Source organism: Duganella sp. CF517, from assembly GCF_900110275.1.
Taxonomy (GTDB): Bacteria; Pseudomonadota; Gammaproteobacteria; order Burkholderiales; family Burkholderiaceae_D; genus Rugamonas.
Genome location: NZ_FODC01000001.1, coordinates 301,725 through 322,650 on the forward strand (window position 1 = coordinate 301,725; position 20,926 = coordinate 322,650).

Annotated in this window: 20 protein-coding genes and 1 pseudogene; 8 read left to right on the forward strand and 13 right to left on the reverse strand. The window is 65.2% G+C overall.

From position 1 onward, the window contains the following. Positions 1 to 133: 133 nt before the first annotated feature. Together BMX85_RS01130 and BMX85_RS01135 are read left to right on the forward strand one after the other, a co-directional pair. Positions 134 to 805: a hypothetical protein gene (locus BMX85_RS01130; protein ID WP_229210225.1), complete on the forward strand. Its 672-nt coding sequence runs from the start codon at positions 134 to 136 to the stop codon at positions 803 to 805. Next, positions 806 to 1,360, forward strand: a complete 555-nt coding sequence (locus BMX85_RS01135) for a FlgO family outer membrane protein (RefSeq protein WP_090313827.1) — start codon at positions 806 to 808, stop codon at positions 1,358 to 1,360. A gap of 12 nt (positions 1,361 to 1,372) precedes the next feature. Here BMX85_RS01135 and BMX85_RS01140 read toward each other — a convergent pair whose 3' ends face one another. Further along, positions 1,373 to 2,200, reverse strand: coding sequence for an NAD-dependent protein deacetylase (locus BMX85_RS01140; protein WP_090313829.1), 828 nt, complete (start codon positions 2,198 to 2,200; stop codon positions 1,373 to 1,375). Positions 2,201 to 2,358: 158 nt separating this feature from the next. On the opposite strand from BMX85_RS01140, the gene BMX85_RS01145 reads away from it, so the two are divergent. From BMX85_RS01145 to BMX85_RS01160, 4 genes are read left to right on the forward strand one after another with little or no spacing between them, the layout of a single operon-like run. Next, positions 2,359 to 2,943, forward strand: coding sequence for an RNA polymerase sigma factor (locus BMX85_RS01145; RefSeq protein WP_090313831.1), 585 nt, complete (start codon positions 2,359 to 2,361; stop codon positions 2,941 to 2,943). Beyond that, positions 2,940 to 3,704, forward strand: coding sequence for a zf-HC2 domain-containing protein (locus BMX85_RS30870; RefSeq protein ID WP_090313833.1), 765 nt, complete (start codon positions 2,940 to 2,942; stop codon positions 3,702 to 3,704). The genes BMX85_RS01145 and BMX85_RS30870 overlap by 4 nt, the downstream gene beginning before the upstream one ends. Next, positions 3,701 to 5,215 (forward strand): S8 family peptidase, encoded by a 1,515-nt coding sequence (locus tag BMX85_RS01155; protein WP_229210227.1) that lies wholly within the window; start codon positions 3,701 to 3,703, stop codon positions 5,213 to 5,215. The genes BMX85_RS30870 and BMX85_RS01155 overlap by 4 nt, the downstream gene beginning before the upstream one ends. After that, on the forward strand, positions 5,212 to 5,916 hold the full coding sequence (locus tag BMX85_RS01160; protein ID WP_229210228.1) for a TorF family putative porin: 705 nt from the start codon (positions 5,212 to 5,214) through the stop codon (positions 5,914 to 5,916). Before BMX85_RS01155 ends, BMX85_RS01160 begins: the two co-directional genes overlap by 4 nt. Before the next feature lie 40 nt (positions 5,917 to 5,956). Here BMX85_RS01160 and BMX85_RS01165 read toward each other — a convergent pair whose 3' ends face one another. From BMX85_RS01165 to ppsA, 5 genes are all read right to left on the reverse strand, one after another. Continuing rightward, positions 5,957 to 6,373, reverse strand: coding sequence for a DUF4259 domain-containing protein (locus BMX85_RS01165; RefSeq protein ID WP_090313837.1), 417 nt, complete (start codon positions 6,371 to 6,373; stop codon positions 5,957 to 5,959). 10 nt (positions 6,374 to 6,383) lie between these two features. After that, positions 6,384 to 7,334 (reverse strand): SPFH domain-containing protein, encoded by a 951-nt coding sequence (locus BMX85_RS01170; protein WP_090313839.1) that lies wholly within the window; start codon positions 7,332 to 7,334, stop codon positions 6,384 to 6,386. A gap of 60 nt (positions 7,335 to 7,394) precedes the next feature. Then, positions 7,395 to 8,174, reverse strand: a complete 780-nt coding sequence (locus tag BMX85_RS01175) for a hypothetical protein (RefSeq protein ID WP_090313841.1) — start codon at positions 8,172 to 8,174, stop codon at positions 7,395 to 7,397. 2 nt (positions 8,175 to 8,176) lie between these two features. Then, positions 8,177 to 8,596 carry an NfeD family protein gene (locus BMX85_RS01180; protein ID WP_090313843.1) on the reverse strand — a complete coding sequence of 140 codons (420 nt, stop codon included), beginning with the start codon at positions 8,594 to 8,596 and terminating at the stop codon, positions 8,177 to 8,179. A gap of 122 nt (positions 8,597 to 8,718) precedes the next feature. Then, complete coding sequence (ppsA, locus tag BMX85_RS01185) at positions 8,719 to 11,148, reverse strand: phosphoenolpyruvate synthase (RefSeq protein ID WP_090313845.1); 2,430 nt, start codon at positions 11,146 to 11,148, stop codon at positions 8,719 to 8,721. Between the two features lie 164 nt (positions 11,149 to 11,312). Between ppsA and BMX85_RS01190 the strand changes: the two genes are divergently transcribed. Beyond that, the gene (locus tag BMX85_RS01190) at positions 11,313 to 12,161 is read left to right on the forward strand and encodes a posphoenolpyruvate synthetase regulatory kinase/phosphorylase PpsR (protein WP_090313847.1); all 849 of its coding nucleotides are present in this window, start codon (positions 11,313 to 11,315) and stop codon (positions 12,159 to 12,161) included. 76 nt (positions 12,162 to 12,237) lie between these two features. Beyond that, entirely contained in the window at positions 12,238 to 13,212 is a 975-nt protein-coding gene (locus BMX85_RS01195; protein WP_177196622.1) for an endo-1,4-beta-xylanase, read from the forward strand. 9 nt (positions 13,213 to 13,221) lie between these two features. Here BMX85_RS01195 and BMX85_RS01200 read toward each other — a convergent pair. The 7 genes and pseudogenes from BMX85_RS01200 to fabZ all read right to left on the reverse strand — a co-directional run bounded on the left by BMX85_RS01200 (position 13,222) and on the right by fabZ (position 20,925). Further along, positions 13,222 to 15,636 (reverse strand): annotated as a pseudogene (locus BMX85_RS01200) (catalase). Between the two features lie 86 nt (positions 15,637 to 15,722). Beyond that, on the reverse strand, positions 15,723 to 16,934 hold the full coding sequence (locus tag BMX85_RS01205; RefSeq protein WP_090313851.1) for an EAL domain-containing response regulator: 1,212 nt from the start codon (positions 16,932 to 16,934) through the stop codon (positions 15,723 to 15,725). A gap of 20 nt (positions 16,935 to 16,954) precedes the next feature. Continuing rightward, positions 16,955 to 17,740, reverse strand: coding sequence for a TrmH family RNA methyltransferase (locus tag BMX85_RS01210; protein WP_090313853.1), 786 nt, complete (start codon positions 17,738 to 17,740; stop codon positions 16,955 to 16,957). Further along, positions 17,737 to 18,450 carry a ribonuclease HII gene (gene rnhB / locus BMX85_RS01215; RefSeq protein WP_229210229.1) on the reverse strand — a complete coding sequence of 238 codons (714 nt, stop codon included), beginning with the start codon at positions 18,448 to 18,450 and terminating at the stop codon, positions 17,737 to 17,739. Before rnhB ends, BMX85_RS01210 begins: the two co-directional genes overlap by 4 nt. A gap of 9 nt (positions 18,451 to 18,459) precedes the next feature. Then, a complete protein-coding gene (gene lpxB / locus BMX85_RS01220) occupies positions 18,460 to 19,638 on the reverse strand; it encodes a lipid-A-disaccharide synthase (RefSeq protein ID WP_373923099.1) in 1,179 nt (392 codons plus the stop codon). Next, entirely contained in the window at positions 19,622 to 20,413 is a 792-nt protein-coding gene (gene lpxA / locus BMX85_RS01225) for an acyl-ACP--UDP-N-acetylglucosamine O-acyltransferase (RefSeq protein ID WP_090313857.1), read from the reverse strand. The genes lpxB and lpxA overlap by 17 nt, the downstream gene beginning before the upstream one ends. Positions 20,414 to 20,415: 2 nt before the next feature. Then, positions 20,416 to 20,925 carry a 3-hydroxyacyl-ACP dehydratase FabZ gene (fabZ, locus tag BMX85_RS01230; RefSeq protein WP_090313858.1) on the reverse strand — a complete coding sequence of 170 codons (510 nt, stop codon included), beginning with the start codon at positions 20,923 to 20,925 and terminating at the stop codon, positions 20,416 to 20,418. Position 20,926 lies beyond the last annotated feature (1 nt).

Consider the following 20,926-nt stretch of genomic DNA (forward strand, 5'->3'; position numbering starts at 1 on the left):
GAATTTCTAATCGGAAACATCCATGCTAAACTGGACGCTGGATGATTTCACATTCGCGCCCCCAGGCACTGCGCGCGGGCACGGATCACGGTAGACTTTTGACGATGAGGCAACAATGGCGCTGAAAACTGCAATGGCTCTGGCAGCCGGATTGGTCCTGTCAGGATGTGCGGCGCGCTATACGCCGACTCCGCTGGCGGCGAACTTCCCCACCACCAAGCAGGCCAAGCTGCAAGCGGCCTACCATTGGGGCGTGGTGTCCAACAGCATCGAAAAACGGCTGGTGGCCCAGCTCAAGAAAAGTCCGCCGCGCCCAGTCTTCATCAACGAGCCGGCCGATTCGAACGCCTTCCAGCGCGCGTTGGTCACCCAGCTGACGACCTCGCTGGTGAACGACGGCTATGTCGTCACGCGCACGCCGGCCGGCTCGCTCAAGATCGATCTGGACATCCAGGCCGTCACCTTCGCCGCCGACCGTCCGCAATACCGTCCGATCGGCGAGCGCACCGCGCTGCCCGGCGGCGTCTCGATGGCCGAGCTGTCGCCGACGCCGATGTCGGACGAGGACGCGATGAACGCCGGCTGGGACCCGTACGACCTCAACAACGCACAGTTCGCCCCCGGCCAAACGCCCAAGACCGAGATCATCGTCACGCTGTCGGTGTCCGACCAGTACCGCTACCTGGCGCGCACCACGTCGGCCTACTATGTGGCCGATTCCGACCGCGAACTGTACGGCGTGCTCGAGCAGGACGCCGAACTCACCAAATTGACCCGTACCTTCAAAGTACGTGGAGACATGTAAATGCCCATGACATCCCTGGCCCGCGCCGCCGCGCTGGCGCTGCCGCTGCTGCTGGCGGCCTGCTCCTCCACCGCCACCAAGGAGGAAGGCAATTATTCGACGATCTCGTCCAACCAGTTCATCGACGCCAACTACAAGGCCGCCGATTCGCTGATGCACCAGCTGAGCGGCAAGCTGACCGCCGACAAGCCGCTGATCATGGCCACCATCGTCAACATCGACGCGCTGGAGCAGACCACGACGCTGGGCCGGCTGGTGTCGGAACAGGTGTCGACCCGCCTGGCGCAGGGCGGCATGCGGATGATCGAAATGAAACTGCGCAACAACGTCTACCTGAAGCGCAACCAGGGCGAGTTGATGCTTACCCGCGAAATCGGCGAAGTGGCGACTGCGCACAACGCCCAGGCCATCGTGGTGGGATCGTACGCGGAAACCAGCGACATGGTGTTCATCAACGTCAAGGTGATCCAGCCGAACTCCAACCTGGTGCTGGCCGGCCAGGACTATGTGCTGGCCAAGGAAGCCATCGTCCGCTCGATGCTGCAGCGGAACTAAGCCGCCACCCGCTCACAACAGGCGCGGCAGCACCTCGGCCGCCGCCGCCTCCACCTTCAGTCCGATCAGGTCGTCCGCGCGCGTCTTGCCCAGGTTGATCGCCGCGATCGGCTTGCCCGTCGCCGCCGCCAGCTTGCAGAAGCGGTAGCCCGAAAACACCATCAGCGACGAGCCGACCACCAGCAAGGCGTCGGCGCGCTCCATCATGGCCAGCGCGTCGGCGGTGCGCTGGGCCGGAATATTATCCCCGAAGAAGATCACGTCGGGTTGCAGGGTGCCGCCGCAGTGCGCGCAGACCGGCACGTGGAAGTGCTGCAGCGCCTCCAGCTCGACCTCGGCGTCGCCGTCGGGGCGCACCTCGGCGTCGACCGCGAACAGGCCGGGATTCGCTTCCAGCAGCTCGGCCTGGATCGCGGCGCGCCCGGCGACCCGGCGGCAGTCCAGGCAGACGACACCGTGGATGTTGCCGTGCAGCTCGATCAGCTGGCGGCTGCCGGCGCGCTGGTGCAGGCCGTCGACATTCTGCGTGATCACGCCGTCGATGCGGCCGGCCTCCTCCAGCGCCGCCAGCGCGCGGTGGCCGACGTTCGGCGCGGCCTGCGCCAACGTTGGCCACCCGACCATGCTGCGCGCCCAGTAACGGCGGCGCACGCCCTCGTCGCGGCGGAAATCCGGGCCCTGGATCGGGGTGCGGCCACGGCGCACGCCGTCCCTGTCGCGGTAGTCGGGAATACCGGAGTCGGTGCTGAGACCGGCCCCGGTCAGCACCAGCACGCGCCGGTGCCGGTGTAAAAACGTTTGCAGGTGGTCGATGTGAGCGTTCAGGTCCATGCATGCCATGGTAGCCGAATCCGGGTGGTAGCATGCGCGATGGACAGGTTTTTGACCCGGCGTCGCTGTCGCGCACGGTTGCGTGCTTGTTGCGCATATATATTTGCTGTTTAGTAGAACCATTTGCCCGCCGAACGGCATCTACGGCAAACAATGGAGGATGGCGGATGCGTCAATCACAGGGCCTGTCGACGGGCTCATTACCGGATGCGAACGAGGCGTGCCTGCTGGGCAGGATAGCGGGCGGGGACAGGGCCGCCTTCGAGCAGCTGTACCGCGGCTATTTTTCGCGCCTGTCGCGCTTCATCGGACGCATGACCCGCAACGCGACCTTGATCGAGGAAATTGTCAACGACACCATGTTGGTGGTCTGGCAAAAAGCAGAGACCTTCGACGGCAGTTGCAAGCCTTCCACGTGGATTTTCGCCATCGCCTACCGCAAAACGCTGAAGGGTTTGCGTGGCAGCGACGATCCGGTGGAGTCCGACGCGTCGCTGTACGAGGACGACAGCGGCAACCAGCCGGAGCAGGCGATTACCCGGCTGCAATTGCAGAATACGGTCGCCGAGGCGTTGGATCAATTGCCGGCCGCACAGCGCGCGGTGATGGTACTAACCTATTATCATGAGATGGCCTACAGCGACATCGCTGAAGTGGTCGATTGCCCGGTGAACACGGTCAAAACCCGGATGTTTCATGCGCGGCACAGATTGAAGGATTTGTTGTGGAACGAGAGAGAGAACGGGCGATGAACGGGCGAGTCTTCAGACTGGATGTCCCGGCGCACCAGGCGGTGCAGGAACTGCTGCCCTGGTACGCGTCATCGCAACTGGAACCCGACGACGCGCACCGCGTGGAAGCGCATTTGCACACGTGCGAGCAATGCCGTCAGGATTTGCAATGGGAGCGCGAGATGCTGGACCAAGGGAGCGCCGACACCGCCCTGCCGCCGGGAGTGGACATGGAACGCGCCTGGGCGCGGCTGCTGCCGGCGCTCGGTCCGGTGGACGACACCGGCGATGTTCCGGCGCGCGCCGACGCGGCGCCGGCCGGCACGGCCACGACCGCCGCCGCCGCCGATGTCAGCCCGCCGGCCGATGCGCCCGCGCTCCCGATCGTGCCGGCCGTGCCGCGGCGCTGGTGGGCCATGGGCGCGGCCAACCAGCCGACCTGGCTGCGCTGGGCGGTGGCGGCGCAATGGGTGTTGATCGTCGGTCTGGTGGCGCTGCTGGCGCGTCCGGACGCGCCGCCCGCCGCCTATCGCGTGCTGGGCAACAGCGTCGGCGCGGCCCCGGCTGGCAACCTCGTCGTGATGTTCCAGCCCACCACCACCGAACGCGAATTGCGGCGCATCCTGCAAGCGCAAGGCGCGCGCGTGGTCGATGGCCCCACCGTCACCGATGCCTACCTGATCAGCGTAGCGGACGAGAACCGCGACCGCGCGCTGCAAGCGCTGCGCGCCGACCCCGCCGTCAAATTCGCCGAGGCGCTCGACGACGGCGGCACGCCGTGACCGCGCGCGCCATCGTGCGGGCGGCCTTGCTGCCGGCCGTGCTGGCCGCCGTGCTGGCGACAGTGCTGGCGCCAGCGGCGGCGGGCGCGCTCCATGCGGACGTCCCAGAGCCGCAAGCGGCAGCGTCGGCCCCCGTGGCCGGCGCCTCGCCGCCGGCGGGCGACGAACGCATCCTGCCGCCAGCCGACGACGGCTCGCTTGATCCGGGCGCGAACCAGTTGCTGGTGATGCTGCGCCTGCCCGCCACGCATTACCGTCCCGACGCCACCTACGGCGGCCGCTACATGGACGACAGCGGCAGCGGCGGACGTCGGCGCCGCGCCGAGGCGCTGGCGCGGCAGCACGGCATGACGGTGGTCGAGGGCTGGGCCATGTCGCTGCTCGGCATCGATTGCTACGTGATGCGCTACAAGGACGACGCCGACGCCGCCCGCATCATCGAGCAGTTGTCGCGCGACCCGCAGGTGGAATGGGCGCAGCCGGTGGCCAGGTTCGAAGGTATGGCCGGCCAGGCGCCGCGCGGCGCGCCCGGCGGTGATTCCGCGCCGGCCTCCTCGATGAATTCGGCCAATCCGGTGGCGCCGACTGCCGGTTCGCCGGCCGCCGCCGACGCGCTGTATCCGGTGCAGCCGGCGGCCCGCTACTGGCACGTTGCCGACCTGCACCGCTACACCACCGGCCGCGAGGTCCGGGTCGCGGTGATCGACAGCGGCATCGACGGCAGCCACCCCGACCTGCACGGCCAGTTGGCGGTCAACGCCAATTTCGTCGACAACGGCGAGCCGCCGCCGGAACTGCACGGCACCGCCGTCGCCGGCATCATCGCCGCGCGCAGCGGCAACGGCGGCATCGTCGGCGTGGCGCCCAAGGCCAAACTGATGGGGTTGCGGGCCTGCTGGCAACTGCCCAATCAGAGCACCCGGTGCAACAGCTTCACGTTGAGCAAGGCGATCAACTACGCGATCCTCAACGGCGCCAAAGTCATCAACCTGAGCCTGTCCGGTCCGCCCGACAGGCTGTTGGACCGTTTACTGGACGTCGCGCTGCAGCGCGGCATCGGCGTGGTCGGCGCGGTGGACGCGCAGGCGGGCGCGCCGACATTCCCCGCCAGCCATCGCGGCGTGCTGGCCGTCGCGTCGCAGCCGAGCGTCAAAGTGTCGGGCAATTTCGCGCCCGTGAGCGCGGCCGCGTTGATGGTCAAGACCGCGGCGGCGGCCGGCCTGGAGCGGCCGTTGTTCGCCCCCGGCAACGACGTGCCGACCACCGCCCCGGGCGCGCGCTGGGCCTTCGTCAGCGGCAGCTCGTACGCGGCGGCCCACGTCTCCGGTATGCTGGCGCTGCTGGGGGAGTTGCAACCCGGCGCCACGCCCGCCCAGCTGCGGGGCATGCTGCAAGCGCCGGAAGTATTGAACGCTGTTAATATTGACGCATGCGCCACCATCTCCCATCTCATCGACCGTTGCACCTGCGGCTGCCCAGCGAAGTTGACCCAGCGCGGCGCCACCCGGTGAAGCCGCGCGGCGCTGCCGTCGCCCTCGCCTGGCTGTGCGCCCTGGCGCCGGCGGCGCGCGCGCAGGCGGACATGGACATCAGCGGCAGCGTGGCGCTGCAGTCGGAGTACCGCTATCGCGGACAAAATCCGGGCAAGGGCAACGCCGTGCCGCAGGTGACCGTCAATGTCGACGGCGTGGCGGGATGGTATCTGGGCGGGTTCGCCAGCGCCATGACCATCGGCGACGCCGAAGGCTACAAGCTGCAAGGCTACGCCGGCTATGCGCGACGGCTCGCCTCGGGCGGCAGCTGGGAGGCGGGCTGCAGCCGCATCACCTACACGCAAGCGCACCAAAATGACTTCTCGGAGTGCTACGCCGGCTTGAGCTTCGAGCGTGGCAGCACGCGGATCTACTATTCGCCCAAGTACCTGGGCTTCCCGGTGAAGACGGTGTACGCCGAGGTGAGCGCGTTCTACCCGGTGCATCCGCGCTTCAACCTGATCGCCCACGCCGGCGTGCTGCATAACGTTAGCGGCGACTACTGGCCTGGCATCCCGACTTCCTCGCGCATCGACGCGCGGCTCGGCGTCGGCATCCCGTTAGGCAACTGGACGGTGCAAATCGCCCGCGAATATGTGCAGGACGACGGCCGGCGCTATGCCTGGTATCCGGTGCATCCGCCAAAATCGTGGAGCCTGGGCCTGACCTACGCGTTCTAAGCGAACGACCGCCCGCCGACGGCTTCACGGCTTCACGGCTTCACGGCTGCACGCGCGCGCGCAGCTCCTCGACCGACGCGCGCCACGCCTCGTAATGCTCGCTCTCGGCCCACAGCTCGCGCAATTCCGATTGGTCCGACAGGATGCGGGCGATGGCCTGCAGGGCCTTGTCCTCCAGATCGGCGCGCCGGCGCGCCTTCGGCTTGCGCGCCGCGACCCACTGGTCCACCACCGCGCTGTCTTCGCTGGCCGCGCCACCCTTGCCCTGAAGGCGCGCGATGACCTCGACGGCCACCAGCGCCTCGGCCGCGAACGGCGCCTCCAGCTCGCCGGCGCTGGTGTCGAGCGCCGTGTTGAGCGTGTCCTCGACCGCGTCCAGATTGCTAATCTCCTGCAAATCCTGCGCCCAGTCCTGCGCGTAGTCGTTGCCGAAAGCGTCCACCGCCCATGTCCCCATCGCCTGCTCCTTATACTTTGGCTGGTTTGATCAGCGGCGCGTCCTTCTGCGTCTTCACCACTTGCATGGCGGTGGCGATCAAGCCGCTCATTTCACCCAGGTTGGCCGGGATGATAATCGAATTATTGGTTTTGGCAAGCTGGCCGAAGGCGCCGACGTACTGCTCCGCCACCTTCAGGTTGACCGCGTCCTCGCCACCCGGCTCGCGGATCGCGGCGCCCACCTGGCGCAGCGCCGTCGCATTGGCTTCCGCCAGCGCGACGATGGCGGCGGCCTGGCCTTCGGCGCGGTTGATGGCAGCCTGCTTGTCGCCCTCCGAGCGGGCGATCTGCGCTTCGCGCTCGCCGTTGGCGATGTTGATCTGTTCCTGCTTGCGTCCCTCGGAGGCGGCGATCAGCGCGCGCTTTTCGCGCTCGGCGGTGATCTGCGCCTGCATCGCGTGCAGGATCTCCTTCGGCGGCGTCAGGTCCTTGATCTCGTAGCGCAGCACCTTCACGCCCCAGTTGGCGGCCGATTCGTCGATGGCGTTGACCACCGTGGTGTTGATGTGGTCGCGCTCCTCGAAGGTCTTGTCCAGTTCCATGCGGCCGATCACAGAGCGCAGGGTGGTCTGCGCCAGCTGCGTGATGGCGGCGATGTAGTTCGACGAACCGTACGAGGCGCGCATGGCGTCGGTGATCTGGAAGTACAGGATGCCGTCCACCTGCAGCTGCGTGTTGTCTTTGGTGATGCAGACCTGCGGCGGCACGTCGAGCGGGATCTCCTTGAGCACGTGCTTGTAGGCGATGCGGTCGACAAACGGGATCACGATATTGAGTCCGGGCGCCAGCGTGGCATGGTATTTACCAAGCCGCTCGACCACCCACGCGTGCTGCTGCGGCACCACGTTGATCGTCTTGAACACGAACACCAGCGCCACAAACAGGATCACCAGGGTGACGCTGCCAAATGAGATATCCATAAATTCCTCTGCTAATAAGTAAGGCCGATTCAGGCCAGTTGGGCCCGATTCAGGCCGCTTTTAGGCCAGTTCAGGCCGCGATCCGGTCGCCGTCGCCAGCTTCAAATCTGTTTTCTCGACCAGGTCGGGATAGCCGGCGACGACCAGGTATCGGCGCAGGATCTCGAGGCGGTCGATCCAGTCCCCGGAACCATCGAACAGCGTCGTCAAATCCTCCACCACCACGCGGGCCGACGGCGGATGCAGCAGCGCGATGAACACCAGGCCCCAGAACCACAACTGCGTCACGCGGAGATTCTCCGCTTCGGTATAGCGCTGCCCTCGCAGCACTTTCATGATGCGCATGACGAGCAGGATGTCCTCGCCGTAGGGCAGGAACCTGGCCTTCTTCTCCAGCATGCCCGGGATCGAAACGTAATTGTTCACGTGCGCCCACACCTTGCGGTACTTCAGGTATGCCTCCAGCGTGAGCGGTTCCTCGTTGGCCAGCGCCCATTTGCCATCGTGGCCGAACAGCAGGATGCCCTGCGCGCGTCCAAGGCCGCACAGCGTGTAATCGGAGCCCAGCAAATTCGTCACCGGCTGGTAGGCCAGGCGCAGCACCTCGAAGTCTTCCTCTTTCTTCACCGCCGGCAGCACGTCGTTGCGCAGCAGGTGGAAATAGAACATGAACAGCTGCTCGTCGTCGAGCAACCTGGGCGCGCGCGGAATCAGTGCTTTGATCTCGTAATGGTTGTAGCAGTAGAACGAGCCCTGCTCGAGCTTTTCGAGCGCCTTGTCCTCGTCGTCGATGAAGGCGAGCAGGATCTCTGTCGGTTCGGTGATCTTGGTGTCGGCCATGCTCAGTGCCCCACGATGAGTGTACTGCCGCGCACCTCGCGGATGATGAAGCGCCCCGCCTGCGCGGCCGCCCCCGGCGCCAGCTCCACGTCCCACTGCGCGCCACGGTACATCACGCGGGCGGCGCCGTGGTCCCAGTGCGCCACCTGCACCGCCTGGCCGATGTCGAGATTCACATTCGGGTCGCGCATGGCGTCGAGCTTGGTTCGCTTGCCGAAGCGGCTGCGGCGCAGCAGCAAGGTGGCGACGACGCCGACGATGGCCGCCGCCAGCATCTGCACCGGCATATCGATGCGCAGCAGCGCCACCAACGCCGCCGCGAGCGCGCCGAGCGCCACCATCAGCAGGTAGAACGTGCCGACGAACAGCTCGAGCGCCACCAGCGCGCCCGCCACCGCCAGCCACATAATCCAGTCCGTCATGTTCTTGCCCCCCAAAAAGTAAAAACCCCCGCGGCCCTGTGGGCGGCGAGGGTAACGATAAAGGATATCCTTATCGTTGTGAAGACATTATTTTTGCCTTCTTTATATTTTTCAGCACGCTATCACTTCTGCAGCGCGGCCAGCTTCTGCCAGGTGTCGATCACCGAGTCCGGATTGAGCGACATCGACTCGATGCCCTGCTCCATCAGCCAGACCGCGAAGTCCGGATGGTCGGAAGGACCCTGGCCGCAAATACCGATGTACTTGCCCTGCGCGCGGCAAGCCTTGATCGCCAGAGACAGCAGCGCCTTGACGGCCGGATCGCGCTCGTCGAAGTCGGCCGCCAGCAGCGCCATGCCGGAGTCGCGGTCCAGGCCCAGCGTCAGCTGGGTCAGGTCGTTGGAACCGATCGAGAAGCCGTCGAAGTGCTCCAGGAACTGGTCGGCGAGGATCGCGTTCGAAGGCACTTCGCACATCATGATCAGGCGCAGGTCGTTTTCGCCGCGCACCAGACCGTTTTTGGCCAGCAGGTTGACGACCTTCTCGGCCTGGCCCAGGGTACGCACGAACGGCACCATGATCTCGACGTTGGTCAGGCCCATGTCGTTACGCACGCGCTTCATCGCCTGGCATTCCATTTCGAACGCGCCGGCGAAGTCCTCGGCCAGGTAGCGCGCCGCGCCACGGAAGCCCAGCATCGGGTTTTCCTCGTCCGGCTCGTAGCGCGAACCGCCGATCAGTTTTTTATACTCGTTCGACTTGAAGTCGGACAGGCGCACGATCACCGGTTTCGGCCAGAAGGCGGCGGCGATGGTGGCGATACCCTCGGCCAGCTTGTCGACGTAGAAGGCTTTCGGCGAGGCGTGGCCGCGCGCGACCGACTCCACCGCTTTTTTCAGGTCCGCATCGATGTTCGGATATTCCAGGATCGCTTTCGGGTGAACGCCGATGTTGTTGTTGATGATGAATTCCAGACGCGCCAGGCCGACGCCGGCGTTCGGCACGGACTGGAAGTCGAACGCCAGCTGCGGATTGCCGACGTTGAGCATGATCTTGGTCGACAATTTCGGCAGTTCGCCGCGCGCCACTTCCGACACTTCCGTTTCCAGCAGGCCGTCGTAGATCTTGCCCTCGTCGCCTTCGGCGCAGGACACGGTGACGAAGGTGCCGTCCTTGAGGATCTCGGTGGCGTCGCCGCAACCGACAACCGCCGGCACGCCCAGTTCGCGGGCGATGATCGCCGCGTGGCAGGTGCGGCCGCCGCGGTTGGTGACGATCGCCGAGGCGCGCTTCATGACCGGTTCCCAGTTAGGGTCGGTCATGTCGGCCACCAGCACGTCGCCCGGCTGCACGCGTTCCATGTCGGCCGGGTCGTGGATCACGCGCACGGGACCGGCGCCGATCTTCTGGCCGATCGCACGGCCCGAGGTCAGCACGGTGCCGCTCGACTTCAGTTTGAAGCGCTGCTGCACGTCGGTCGCCTTCTGCTGCGATTTGACGGTCTCGGGACGCGCCTGCAGGATGTACAGTTTGCCGTCGCGGCCATCCTTGCCCCACTCGATGTCCATCGGACGGCCGTAGTGGTTCTCGATGATGACGGCGTACTTGGCCAGCTCCACCACTTCGGTGTCGTTCAGCGAGTAGCGGTTGCGCATTTCGACGGGAACGTCGACGGTCTTGACCGAGCGGCCGGCCTTCGCTTCGCTGGTGAACTCCATCTTCAGCAGCTTGGAGCCGATGTTGCGGCGGATGACAGGCGATTTGCCTTTTTCCAGCATCGGTTTGTGGACGTAGAATTCGTCCGGATTGACCGCGCCCTGCACCACCGTCTCACCCAGGCCATAGCTGGAGGTGACGAAGACCACGTCCTTGAAGCCGGACTCGGTGTCGATGGTGAACATCACGCCGGCCGCGCCCAGGTCCGAACGGACCATGCGCTGCACGCCGGCCGACAGGGCCACTTCGGCGTGGGTGAAGCCTTTGTGCACGCGGTACGAGATCGCGCGGTCGTTGTACAGCGAGGCGAAGACGTGCTTCATCGCGTCGAGCACGTTTTCGATGCCGACGACGTTGAGGAAGGTCTCCTGCTGGCCGGCGAACGAGGCGTCCGGCAAATCCTCGGCGGTGGCCGACGAACGCACGGCGAACGACATTTCGGTGCTCGAATCGGCCACCAGTTTGTCGTAGAAGGTCTCGATTTCCTGCTGCAGGCGAGGCTGGAACGGGGTTTCGACGATCCATTGACGGATCTCGGCGCCCGCTTGCGCCAGCGAGCGCACGTCGTCGATGTTCAAATCGGCGAGGCGGTCGGCGATGCGGTCGGCCAGCGGCTTGCCGCCGTCGACGCTATGCGACAGGAAGTCGCGGAATGCCTGCGCCGTGGTGGCGAAACCGCCCGGAACACGCACGCCGGCTTCCGCCAGTTGGCTGATCATTTCGCCCAGCGAGGCGTTTTTGCCGCCGACGGATTCGACATCCGTCATGCGCAAATTTTCGAACGATGCGACGTAAACCGCTTCGTTATTTTGCTCCTTCAATGCTGCGTTAGACATATTGACACCTTTTGATGATAGAAATCTTCCGGCGGTGCGCAGACGCTGTACCATGTTTCATTCTTGTTATTCTGGTCGTCGTGCAGCACAATCTTACCTATGGCGTCCATTCTACAGCCTGCGGCTCAAATTGACGATTCACAATCCTGACAGGCTTACATCACATGACACAAGAACAACGTCTTCCCCTGCCGTCGTCCGCCCGCACCGTGTTCTTCGTCTCGGACGGCACCGGCATCACGGCTGAAACTTTTGGTCACTCCGTCCTGACCCAGTTCGAGCTGCGCTTCCGCCAGGTGCGCCTGCCGTTCATCGACACGCTCGACAAAGCGCACGACGCGGCGCGCAAGATCAACGAAGCTTTTGCAACCGATGGTCAACGCCCGATCATCTTTTCGACCCTGGTGCAGACCCAGTTGTCGGACGTGATCCGCGCCTGCAAAGGCATGTACATGGATTTGTTCCAGACATTTGTTGCCCCGCTGGAACAAGAATTGAATGTCAAGTCGACACACACCATCGGCCGCTCGCATAACATCGTCGACAGCGAGGAATACAAAAACCGCATCGAGGCGATCAACTTCTCGCTGGCGCACGACGACGGGCAATCGCACAAGAACCTGGCCTCGGCCGACGTGATCCTGGTGGGCGTTTCGCGCTCCGGCAAAACGCCAACCAGCTTGTATCTGGCGATGCAGTACGGGATCAAGGCGGCCAACTATCCGCTGATCCCGGACGATTTCGAGCGCGGCAAGCTGCCGTCGTCGCTGTACGACTACAAGCCGAAGATTTTCGGCCTGACGATCACGCCGGAGCGCCTGGCCGAGATCCGCAACGAGCGCCGCGCCGGCAGCAAGTACGCGTCGATCGAGAACTGCCGCTACGAGGTCAACGAGGCGGAAATGATGATGAAGCGCGAAGGCATCCGCTGGCTGTCGTCGACGACCAAGTCGATCGAGGAGATTTCGACCACGATCCTTCAAGAGATCAAACCTAACCGTCGGGAGTACTGAAATGATCCGGCGCGCCGCGTTGACCATGCTATTGGGGACAGTTGTTTTGAACGGGGCGGCGCAGCAGACGCCCTCTTTGGCGAAAGCCTACGAGGGACGGCTGAAGATCGGCGCCGCCATCGAGCCGTCGCAACTGGCGTCGGCCGAGGCGCCGCTGCTGGCGGCGCACTTCAACAGCATCGTCGCCGAAAACGTCATGAAGCCGGCCGATATCCAGCCCAAGGAAGGCGCATACAATTTCGCGCCGGCCGACAAGCTGGTGGCCTACGCGCAGGGACACGGCATGGCCATGCGCGGCCACACGCTGCTGTGGCATCTGCGCACGCCCGAGTGGATGTGGACCGACAAACAGGGCAAGCCGGCGTCGCGCGATCTGGTGCTGGCGCGTTTGAAGTCGCATATCGACACGGTCGTCGGCCGCTATAAGGGCGCGGTGTACGCCTGGGATGTGGTCAATGAAGTCATCGACGAGAAGCAGCCCAACTGCCTGCGCAAGGACAAATGGTTCGCGGCGACCGGCGACGAGTATATCGAGAAGGCCTTCCGCTACGCCCACGCCGCCGATCCGAAGGCGCGTTTGTACATCAACGACTATTCGACCGACGAACCGGCCAAACGCGATTGCCTGCAACGGATCGTCAAGGGCTTGATCGCGCGCGGGGTTCCGGTGCACGGCGTCGGACACCAGATGCACGTGTCGGTGTTCGGGCCGTCGACGGAATCGGTCGATGAATCGCTGGCCACGTTCGCCCGGTTGGGCCTGGAAAACCAGGTCACGGAGCTCGACGTCAGCTTGTACCGGTATCAGGCCAAGTCGCTGTCCGACACCGAGGAAAAGCTGCTGCAACTGCAGGGCGAGCGCTATGCGGCGCTGATGAAGGTCTTCCTGGCGCATCCCGAGCTGCGCGCGGTGACGCTGTGGGGCATCTCCGACAGCCACACCTGGCTCAATCACGGCGAATACGAAGGACGCCACGACTCGCCGCTGCTGTTCGACCGCCAGCAAAAACCCAAACCAGCGTTCACCGGCATGCTCGACGCGGCAAAATAGGCGGGGAACTCAAACCCGAGGTGGATCGGTCTCCCTTGCATAAATCCGGTGCTGCGCCAACGCCGTCTCGAACCGCGCCAGCGCCGGCCCCACCTCCCCCTCCTGCGCGACGATCACACCAGGATCGGGCTCGCCATCGGGCAGCTTGGAGGGAATCCCCGCCGCCCGCAGCAGCACGGCCCCCGAGCGCAGCGCCAGTAGTGGCTTGTCGTGCCGGTACTGCAGCTTCAAAAACTCGATCGCCAACGCATCCCGTCTCAGCCTCCCCTCACCGTCCGCGCAGTCGGGAACGATGGCACCATCGAACAGCACCGAAGGCCCGGCCTCGAAACTGATTTCGACATCCAAAGGCGCATCGTTGGCGGAAGCCACCGGCCCCACCCGCTGGCCGACCAGTCGCGGCACGGCGCCGGCATCGAGCAGCGCCGCGTAGAGCTTGCGCGTCTGCTTGCCATCCACGCCCGGCGACACCAGCAGCGCGACCCGCCGCGTGGCCACGCCGAGATTGCCCGGACGGCTGAACAACGACAGCGCCGACGACGGCGCATACTGGTACATCGGCCGGTCGGTCGCCAGCGGCAGCGGCGGCGGCACCTGCATCCCCAGGCCCGCAGCGACCATCGCCGCAAGCCGCTCATCGACATTGACCAGCCCCGCCACCACGCGCTCGCGCACGGCCGGCGTCTGCACCCGCGTCAATTCGAAACGGAAGGCGTTGATGATGTGCGCCTGCTCGATCGGGGTCTGGCTGATCCAGAACAGCCGCGCCTGGGAATAATGGTCGGCGAACAGCTCCGGCTTGCCGCGCACCTTGGTCGCCCGCACAGGCTCGGGAAAACTGACAAACCCGCCCGCTCCGGCCTGGAACGGATAGCCGCCGGCCAGCGAATTGGGCTCGTAGTTGACGCGCCCGCGGTTGATCGACTGCCGGTGAAAACCCTCGCGCTGGTTGTTGTGGATCCGCGCCAGCGGCGTGTTGATGGGGATCTCGTGGAAGTTCGGGCCGCCCAGCCGCGAGATCTGGGTGTCGATATACGAATGCAGCCGCCCTTGCAGCAGCGGATCGTCGGTGAAGTCGATACCCGGCACCACGTGGGCCGCGCAAAACGCCGCCTGCTCGGTCTCGGCGAAGAAATTATCCGGATTGCGGTCCAATACCAGCCTGCCCACCGGACGCAAACGCACCATCTCCTCCGGCACGATCTTGGTCGGGTCGAGGATATCGAACGGGAACTGGGCCGCCTGCTCCTCGCTGAACAGCTGCAGCCCCAGCTCCCACTCGGGGAACTGGCCGCTATCGATCGCCTCCCACAAGTCGCGGCGGTGGTAGTCCGGATCGGCGCCGGCCAGGCGCACCGCCTCGTCCCAGACCAGCGAATGGGTGCCGGCCTTCGGCGTCTAATGGAACTTGCAGAACACCGACTCGCCCTTGGCGTTCACCAGCCGGAAGGTGTGCACGCCGAAGCCCTGCATCATGCGGTAGCTGCGCGGGATGGCGCGGTCCGACGTATGCCACATCAGCATGTGAAAAATCTCGGGACTGAGCGAGGCGAAATCCCAGAAGGTGTCGTGGGCGCTGGAGGCCTGCGGCATCGCGTGGTGCGGCTCCGGCTTGACCGCGTGGACCAGGTCGGGGAACTTCATCGCGTCCTGGATGAAGAACACCGGGATGTTGTTGGCGACCAGATCCCAGTTGCCCTCGTCGGTATAGAACTTGGTGGCGAAACCGCGCACATCGCGCACGGTGTCGGCCGAACCGCGCTCGCCGGCCACCGTGGAGAAACGCACGAACACCGGCGTGCGCTTGCCGGCGGCGCTGAACGGCGCGGCGCGCGTGATCGCGCACAGGTCGTTGTAGCTTTCAAAATAGCCGTGGGCGGCCGAGCCGCGCGCATGGACCACGCGTTCGGGAATGCGCTCGTGGTCGAAGTGGGTGATCTTCTCGCGCAGGATGAAATCCTCCATCGCGGTCGGACCGCGCAGCCCGATCTTGAGGCTATGCTGGTTGTCCGCGACCGGCACGCCCTGATTGGTGGTCAGCTCGCGGCCGCTGTCGTCGACCCGCACGCGGTCCAGCGGGCCGTCGAGCGGATTGCCGCCGATGTCGGGCCGGCCGTCGCCGACCTTGGGCGAAGCGACGCTCTCGGTGCTGGTGCTGGCGGTGGCCCAATCGCTGGCCGGGCTTTCGGTGTCGCCCTCGTGAGGAGTGTAGGCCGCCTCGCCGTATTCAAGCGGTTTGGTGGGATTGAACGGCATCCCGGCGGCCAGCGCCTGGTCGGTGACGACTTTCGTCAACAGCTGTTCGGCGATCTGGTTGGGCGGCCCGAGCCGGGTCGGATGCGCCGGCTCGGCCGGCCCCGCGATAGTGCTCAACACGGAGCCGGCGCCATCGACCGCGCCACCATTGGTTTTACGTTTAGCCATGTCTGGACCTCATCAAAAATGAACGCTGAGGTCGAGTTTGCTTTTGTTAAGGCGTGGCAGGTTTGATACGGCGCAATTCCAGGGTATTAGAAAAAATGTTGCCAGTCGGCGAGCCAGGCGGGGAATTCTTCAACCGGCATCGGCTTGGCGATGTAGTAGCCTTGGGCGTAGGTGCAGCCCAGCCCTTGCAGGAAATCCCAGTCCTGCTTGGTTTCGACGCCGACCGCCACCGAGCGGCGGTCCAGGCTGCGCGCAAGGCCGAGGCAGGAACGCAGCACCGTGCCGATGGCTTGCTTCTTGGAGGCGCCGTCGACGAAGCTGCGGTCGATCTTCAGCTCCGAGAACGGGATGCGCGCCAGCAGCTGCAAATTGCTGCGCCCCGTGCCGTAGTCGTCGATGGCCAGGCCGAAGCCTTTCATCCGCAGCCGCAGCAGCCGCTCGAGGAAGTGCGGATCGGTCGTCAGCACCGCCGATTCGGTCATCTCGAACGTGATGTAGTCCGGCAGGATGCCGTGCCGCGTCAGGCAGGCCGCGATCTGCTCCATGAATTGCGGGTGCGCCAGCGTGCTTTGGTCGACGTTGATCGAGAACGAGATCGGAATGCCCTGGTCGTGCAAGGTGCGGCAGGCGGCGACCGACTTTTCGATCATGCTCCAGTCGAGGAAGTCGATGCGCCGGTTCTGCTCCAGCGCCGGCATGAACGACGCCGGCCCCAGTACGCCGTGCAGCGGATGGCGCCAGCGCGCGAACATCTCCAGGCCCTTGACCTGCCCCGTCTCCAGTTCTATCTTGGGCTGGAAGTGGGGATCGAATTCGCGCCCCTGTAATCCGGCGCCCACTTCGGCGAACGACATCGGCCGCACCTTGCCGGTGGCGGCGTGGGGTTCCGGCCGGTGCAGATGGTTGGCGACCAGCGCTTCGAGGCGGCTGCCGATCACCGGCTTGCCGATCGCGCCCAGCACGTTGACGCCGTAGGCGTCGGCCATGGTCTCGACCGAAAACAGCACCGCGTTGGTCTGTGCGCCGACGATGATGATGCCGGCCGTGCTTTTCGCTTCACCCAGCCGGCGTATCAACTCCAGCGCGTCCATCCCCGGCAACGCCAGGTCGAGGATGGCGATATCAACCGGCGGCGTGATGCCGGCGCTGAAGTGGCGCAGCGCGGTGTAGCCGTCGGGCGCCTGCGTGATGCGGCCCACGCCCAGATGGACCAGGATATCGGCCAGCGCGTGTCGTTGTATTTGATCCCCTTCCGCTACAAGAAAGTGCAACTGCGAGTGCAACGGCGCGATATCCATGGGGGCTCCGATCAAACGTTCTACAGTTGATTCTGCCTGACTTGTTCGAAAAAGCATACTGCCGCGCATGCGGCGACATTCAGCGACTCCACTTGCCCCAGATGCGGGATCACCACCTGGTGGGTCGCCATCGACAGCAGATCGTCCGCCACGCCCTGCCCTTCATGGCCGAACAGCCACGCGACCGGCTGGCGCAGATCGACGTCGTACAGGCGCTGGGTGGCGTAGCCGCTGGTGGCCAGCGACGTCACCCTGGACGACGACACCAGCGCGGCCAGGTCGACGTTCTCGAAAATATCGAGCACGAAGTGCGCGCCCATCGCCGCCCGCAGCACTTTGGGCGACCAACAGAACGCGGTGCCGGCGCTGCAATAGACTTGTTTGATGCCAGCCGCCGCCGCGCTGCGCAGGATGGAGCCGACGTTGCCGGGGTCCTGCACGTTATCGAGCAGCACGGCCGATACGGCCAGCGGCTCGCCGACGGCGCGCTCCGGCGTCGGCACCGAGAACATCACGCCGACGCCGTGTTCGACCTGGCTGACGGCGTTGTACAGCGCATCGGGCAGCGCCAGCACGTGCGCGTGCTTCGCCTCGAGCTGGCCGACGATCTCCATCACTTCGGGATTGTGCAGCGCGGTCTCGCTGACGATGCACTGCTCCGGCAGGCCGCGCAGCTGCAAGTAGGCCTGGCACAGATGCACGCCATCGAGCAGGGTGCGGCCGGACTTGCGGCGCGCCTGCGAACTGCCGGCCAGCTTGACCAGTTCCTTGTACTGCGCGTTGTCGCGCGAGGTGATGGTCTTCATGCGAACCCTCCGGCAAGCAGCAAGTCCATGGTTTGCGCCGGTTGCACCTTCTGTTCAATCCTGACTGTCTCGACCACCACGCCGTTGCGCGTCGCGTGCAGCTCCAGCACCTCGCGCACCGGCGCGAACGAGCGGCGGTGCACCGGCGAGGCGCCATGCTCGCGCAGGCGTTCCATATGCAGCGCCGTGCCGTAGCCCTTGTGCTGGTCGAAGCAGTAATGCGGATACTGCGCGTGCAGCGCCACCAGCGCGGCGTCGCGCGCGGTCTTGGCCAGGATCGACGCCGCCGAAATGGCGTCGACCTTGTCGTCGCCGCCGATGACGGCGATGCTCTGGATTTTCATGACCGGGCAGCGGTTGCCGTCGATCAGCGCCAAGGTCGGCACCGTCTTCAGCGCCTCGACCGCGCGCCGCATGGCCAGCATCGACGCCTGCAGGATATTGAGCTTGTCGATTTCTTCTTCCGACGCCTCGGCGATGGCCCAGGCCAGCGCCTGCGCCTTGATCAGCGGCGCCAGCAAATCGCGTTTGGCTTCGGTCAGCTTTTTCGAGTCGCGCAGGCCGGCGATGGGCCGCGAGACGTCGAGGATGACGGCGGCGGCGAACACCGGACCGGCCAGCGGGCCGCGGCCGGCTTCATCGACGCCGCAAATGATTTCGTCGGGCGAATCGGGCAGGTCGTCGAACAGACCGGGATGTTGATTTTTCACGTTGATTCTCTATCTTGAAATGACCTTGAGCACCGCCGCCGCGCTCTCCACCGCGCTGTTGCGCAGCAGGCTGTGATGGATGTCGCTGAAGCGCTGCACCAGCTTGAGGCGGTGCGGCACGTCGCTCAATTGCTTCCACATGGCGTCGGCCAGTCCCTGCGGGCTGGCGTCGTTTTGCAGCATCTCCGGCACCAGGAATTCGCGCGCCAGGATGTTCGGCAACCCGATCCACGGCTGGTAGCCGAAGTGGCGCAGGATCTGGTATTCGGCCGCCATCATCTTGTAGGCGATGACCATCGGCTTCTTGAACAGCGCCACCTCCAGCGACGCCGTGCCCGACGCCACCAGCACGGCGTCGGCCGCGGCGATGGCGGTGTGCGACTGGCCGTCGAGCAGTTGGATCTCCACGTCCTGCAATCCGGCCTGCGCCACCAGTTCGAGGAAGTACCGGCGCTGGCGCTCGCCCGCCATCGGCGCGACGAAGCGCAGCGAGCGGTCGCGCTGCTTGAGCAGCCTGGCCGCGCCGATGAACGCCGCCGTGTTGTACTTCAACTCGGACATGCGGCTGCCGGGCATGATCGCAACGACGTTGGCGTCCTCCGGCAGGCCGAGGACGCGGCGCGCCGCCGCCTCGTCGGGCGCCATCGGTATCAGCTCGGCCAGCGGATGGCCGACATAGCTGACCGGAACCCCGGCCTGGCGGTAGATCTCCTCCTCGAACGGGAAGACCACCAGCATGTGCGACACAGCCTTGATGATTTTCTTGATGCGGCCACCGCGCCAGGCCCAGATTTGCGGCCCGATGTAGTGGATGGTCGGGATGCCGGCGTCCTTGAGCTGCATCTCCAGGCCCAGGTTAAAGCCCGGATAGTCGGCGCCGATGAAGGCGGCCGGCCGCTCGGCCAGCAGGCGGTCGCGCAGTTCGTTCTGGATGCGTTTGATTTCGGGATAGCGCGGGATCACGGCCAGCAGGCCGCGCACCGTCAGCTTGTCCATCGGGTAGTGCGATTCGAATCCCTGCGCGATCATATGCTCGCCGCCGATGCCGTGGAAGCGCGCGTCCGGCAGATGCGGACGCAGTCCCGACAACAGGCGCGCGGCCAGCACGTCGCCCGAAGGCTCGCCGGCGACGACCGCCAGCGATAGTGGCGATCGTTCCGGCTGCGTCATGTCAGCGGACGATGCCACGGCTGGCGACGCCGAGGAATTCGCGCATCGACCGAATGTGCTCGGCCACCGCCGCCGGCGACGCCTCTTCCTCCGCCAGCAGCGCGGCCTTGGCCTCTTCCAGCGTCAGGCCGGAGCGGTAAATCAGCTTGTAGGCGGTGCGGATGCCGTTGATCTGCTCGCGCGTAAAACCGCGCCGCTTCAGACCCTCGATATTGACGCCGTGCGCCTGCGCCGGGTTACCGTTCAACAGCACGAACGGTGGCACGTCCTGGGTCAGCGAGGTGCTCATGCCGACGAAAGCGTGGGCGCCGATCTTGCAGAACTGGTGCACGTTGGCGAAGCCGCTCATGATCACCCAGTCGCCGATTTCCACGTGGCCGGCGATCTGCGCGTTGTTCGAGAAGATCGTGTTGCTGCCGACCTGGCAGTCGTGCGCCAGGTGCACGTAGGCCGAGATCCAGTTGTCGTGGCCGAGCGTGGTGACGCCCTTGTCCTGCACCGTGCCGGTGTTGAAGGTGCAGAATTCGCGGATCGTGTTGCGGTCGCCGATCTCCAGGCGGGTCGGTTCGCCCGACCACTTCTTGTCCTGTGGCGCGGCGCCGATCGACGAGAACTGGAAGAACTTGTTGTCGCAGCCGATGCTGGTGTGGCCTTCGATGACCACGTGCGGTCCGACCACGGTGCCCGAGCCGATACGCACGTTCGGACCGATGACCGAGTACGGGCCGACCTCGACGCTGCTGTCGAGTTCCGCTTTCGGATCGACGATGGCGGTGGCGTGAATCTTCGACATGCTTACTTCCCCATCGGCTGGCTGGCGTCGACGGCGCTGCGGATGGTGCACATCAGTTCCGCCTCGAGCGCGAGCTGGCCGTCGACCGTGCCCACGGCCTTGTACTTCCAGATGCCGCGCGCGTGGCGCAGGATCTCGACGTTCATCACCAGCTGGTCGCCCGGCTCGACCGGACGCTTGAAACGCGCGTTGTCGATGCCGACGAAGTAGACCACCGAATTCTCGTCCGGCTTGACGCCGATCGACAGGAACGACAGGATGGCCGCCGTTTGCGCCATCGCCTCGATCATCAACACGCCCGGCATGACCGGCTTGTGCGGGAAGTGGCCGTTGAAGAACTCCTCGTTGACGGTGACGTTCTTGATCGCCGTGATGCGCTTGTTGGCCTCCCAATCCAGCACGCGGTCTACCAGCAGCATCGGATAACGGTGCGGCAGGTACTGTTTGATCGCGTGAATATCCAGGCACTTCTTGGTGCAGGACGATTCGGTGGTTTCCGGAGTGGTGGTCATA

Excerpts from the sequence above, each read along its gene's own strand:
- BMX85_RS01130 (WP_229210225.1), top strand. The coding sequence starts at position 134 with ATGGCTCTGGCAGCCGGATTGGTCCTGTCAGGATGTGCGGCGCGCTAT.
- BMX85_RS01135 (WP_090313827.1), top strand. The coding sequence starts at position 806 with ATGCCCATGACATCCCTGGCCCGCGCCGCCGCGCTGGCGCTGCCGCTG.
- BMX85_RS01140 (WP_090313829.1), bottom strand. The coding sequence starts at position 2,200 with ATGGCATGCATGGACCTGAACGCTCACATCGACCACCTGCAAACGTTT.
- BMX85_RS01145 (WP_090313831.1), top strand. The coding sequence starts at position 2,359 with ATGCGTCAATCACAGGGCCTGTCGACGGGCTCATTACCGGATGCGAAC.
- BMX85_RS30870 (WP_090313833.1), top strand. The coding sequence starts at position 2,940 with ATGAACGGGCGAGTCTTCAGACTGGATGTCCCGGCGCACCAGGCGGTG.
- BMX85_RS01165 (WP_090313837.1), bottom strand. The coding sequence starts at position 6,373 with ATGGGGACATGGGCGGTGGACGCTTTCGGCAACGACTACGCGCAGGAC.
- BMX85_RS01170 (WP_090313839.1), bottom strand. The coding sequence starts at position 7,334 with ATGGATATCTCATTTGGCAGCGTCACCCTGGTGATCCTGTTTGTGGCG.
- BMX85_RS01175 (WP_090313841.1), bottom strand. The coding sequence starts at position 8,174 with ATGGCCGACACCAAGATCACCGAACCGACAGAGATCCTGCTCGCCTTC.
- BMX85_RS01180 (WP_090313843.1), bottom strand. The coding sequence starts at position 8,596 with ATGACGGACTGGATTATGTGGCTGGCGGTGGCGGGCGCGCTGGTGGCG.
- ppsA (WP_090313845.1), bottom strand. The coding sequence starts at position 11,148 with ATGTCTAACGCAGCATTGAAGGAGCAAAATAACGAAGCGGTTTACGTC.
- BMX85_RS01190 (WP_090313847.1), top strand. The coding sequence starts at position 11,313 with ATGACACAAGAACAACGTCTTCCCCTGCCGTCGTCCGCCCGCACCGTG.
- BMX85_RS01205 (WP_090313851.1), bottom strand. The coding sequence starts at position 16,934 with ATGGATATCGCGCCGTTGCACTCGCAGTTGCACTTTCTTGTAGCGGAA.
- BMX85_RS01210 (WP_090313853.1), bottom strand. The coding sequence starts at position 17,740 with ATGAAGACCATCACCTCGCGCGACAACGCGCAGTACAAGGAACTGGTC.
- lpxA (WP_090313857.1), bottom strand. The coding sequence starts at position 20,413 with ATGTCGAAGATTCACGCCACCGCCATCGTCGATCCGAAAGCGGAACTC.
- fabZ (WP_090313858.1), bottom strand. The coding sequence starts at position 20,925 with ATGACCACCACTCCGGAAACCACCGAATCGTCCTGCACCAAGAAGTGC.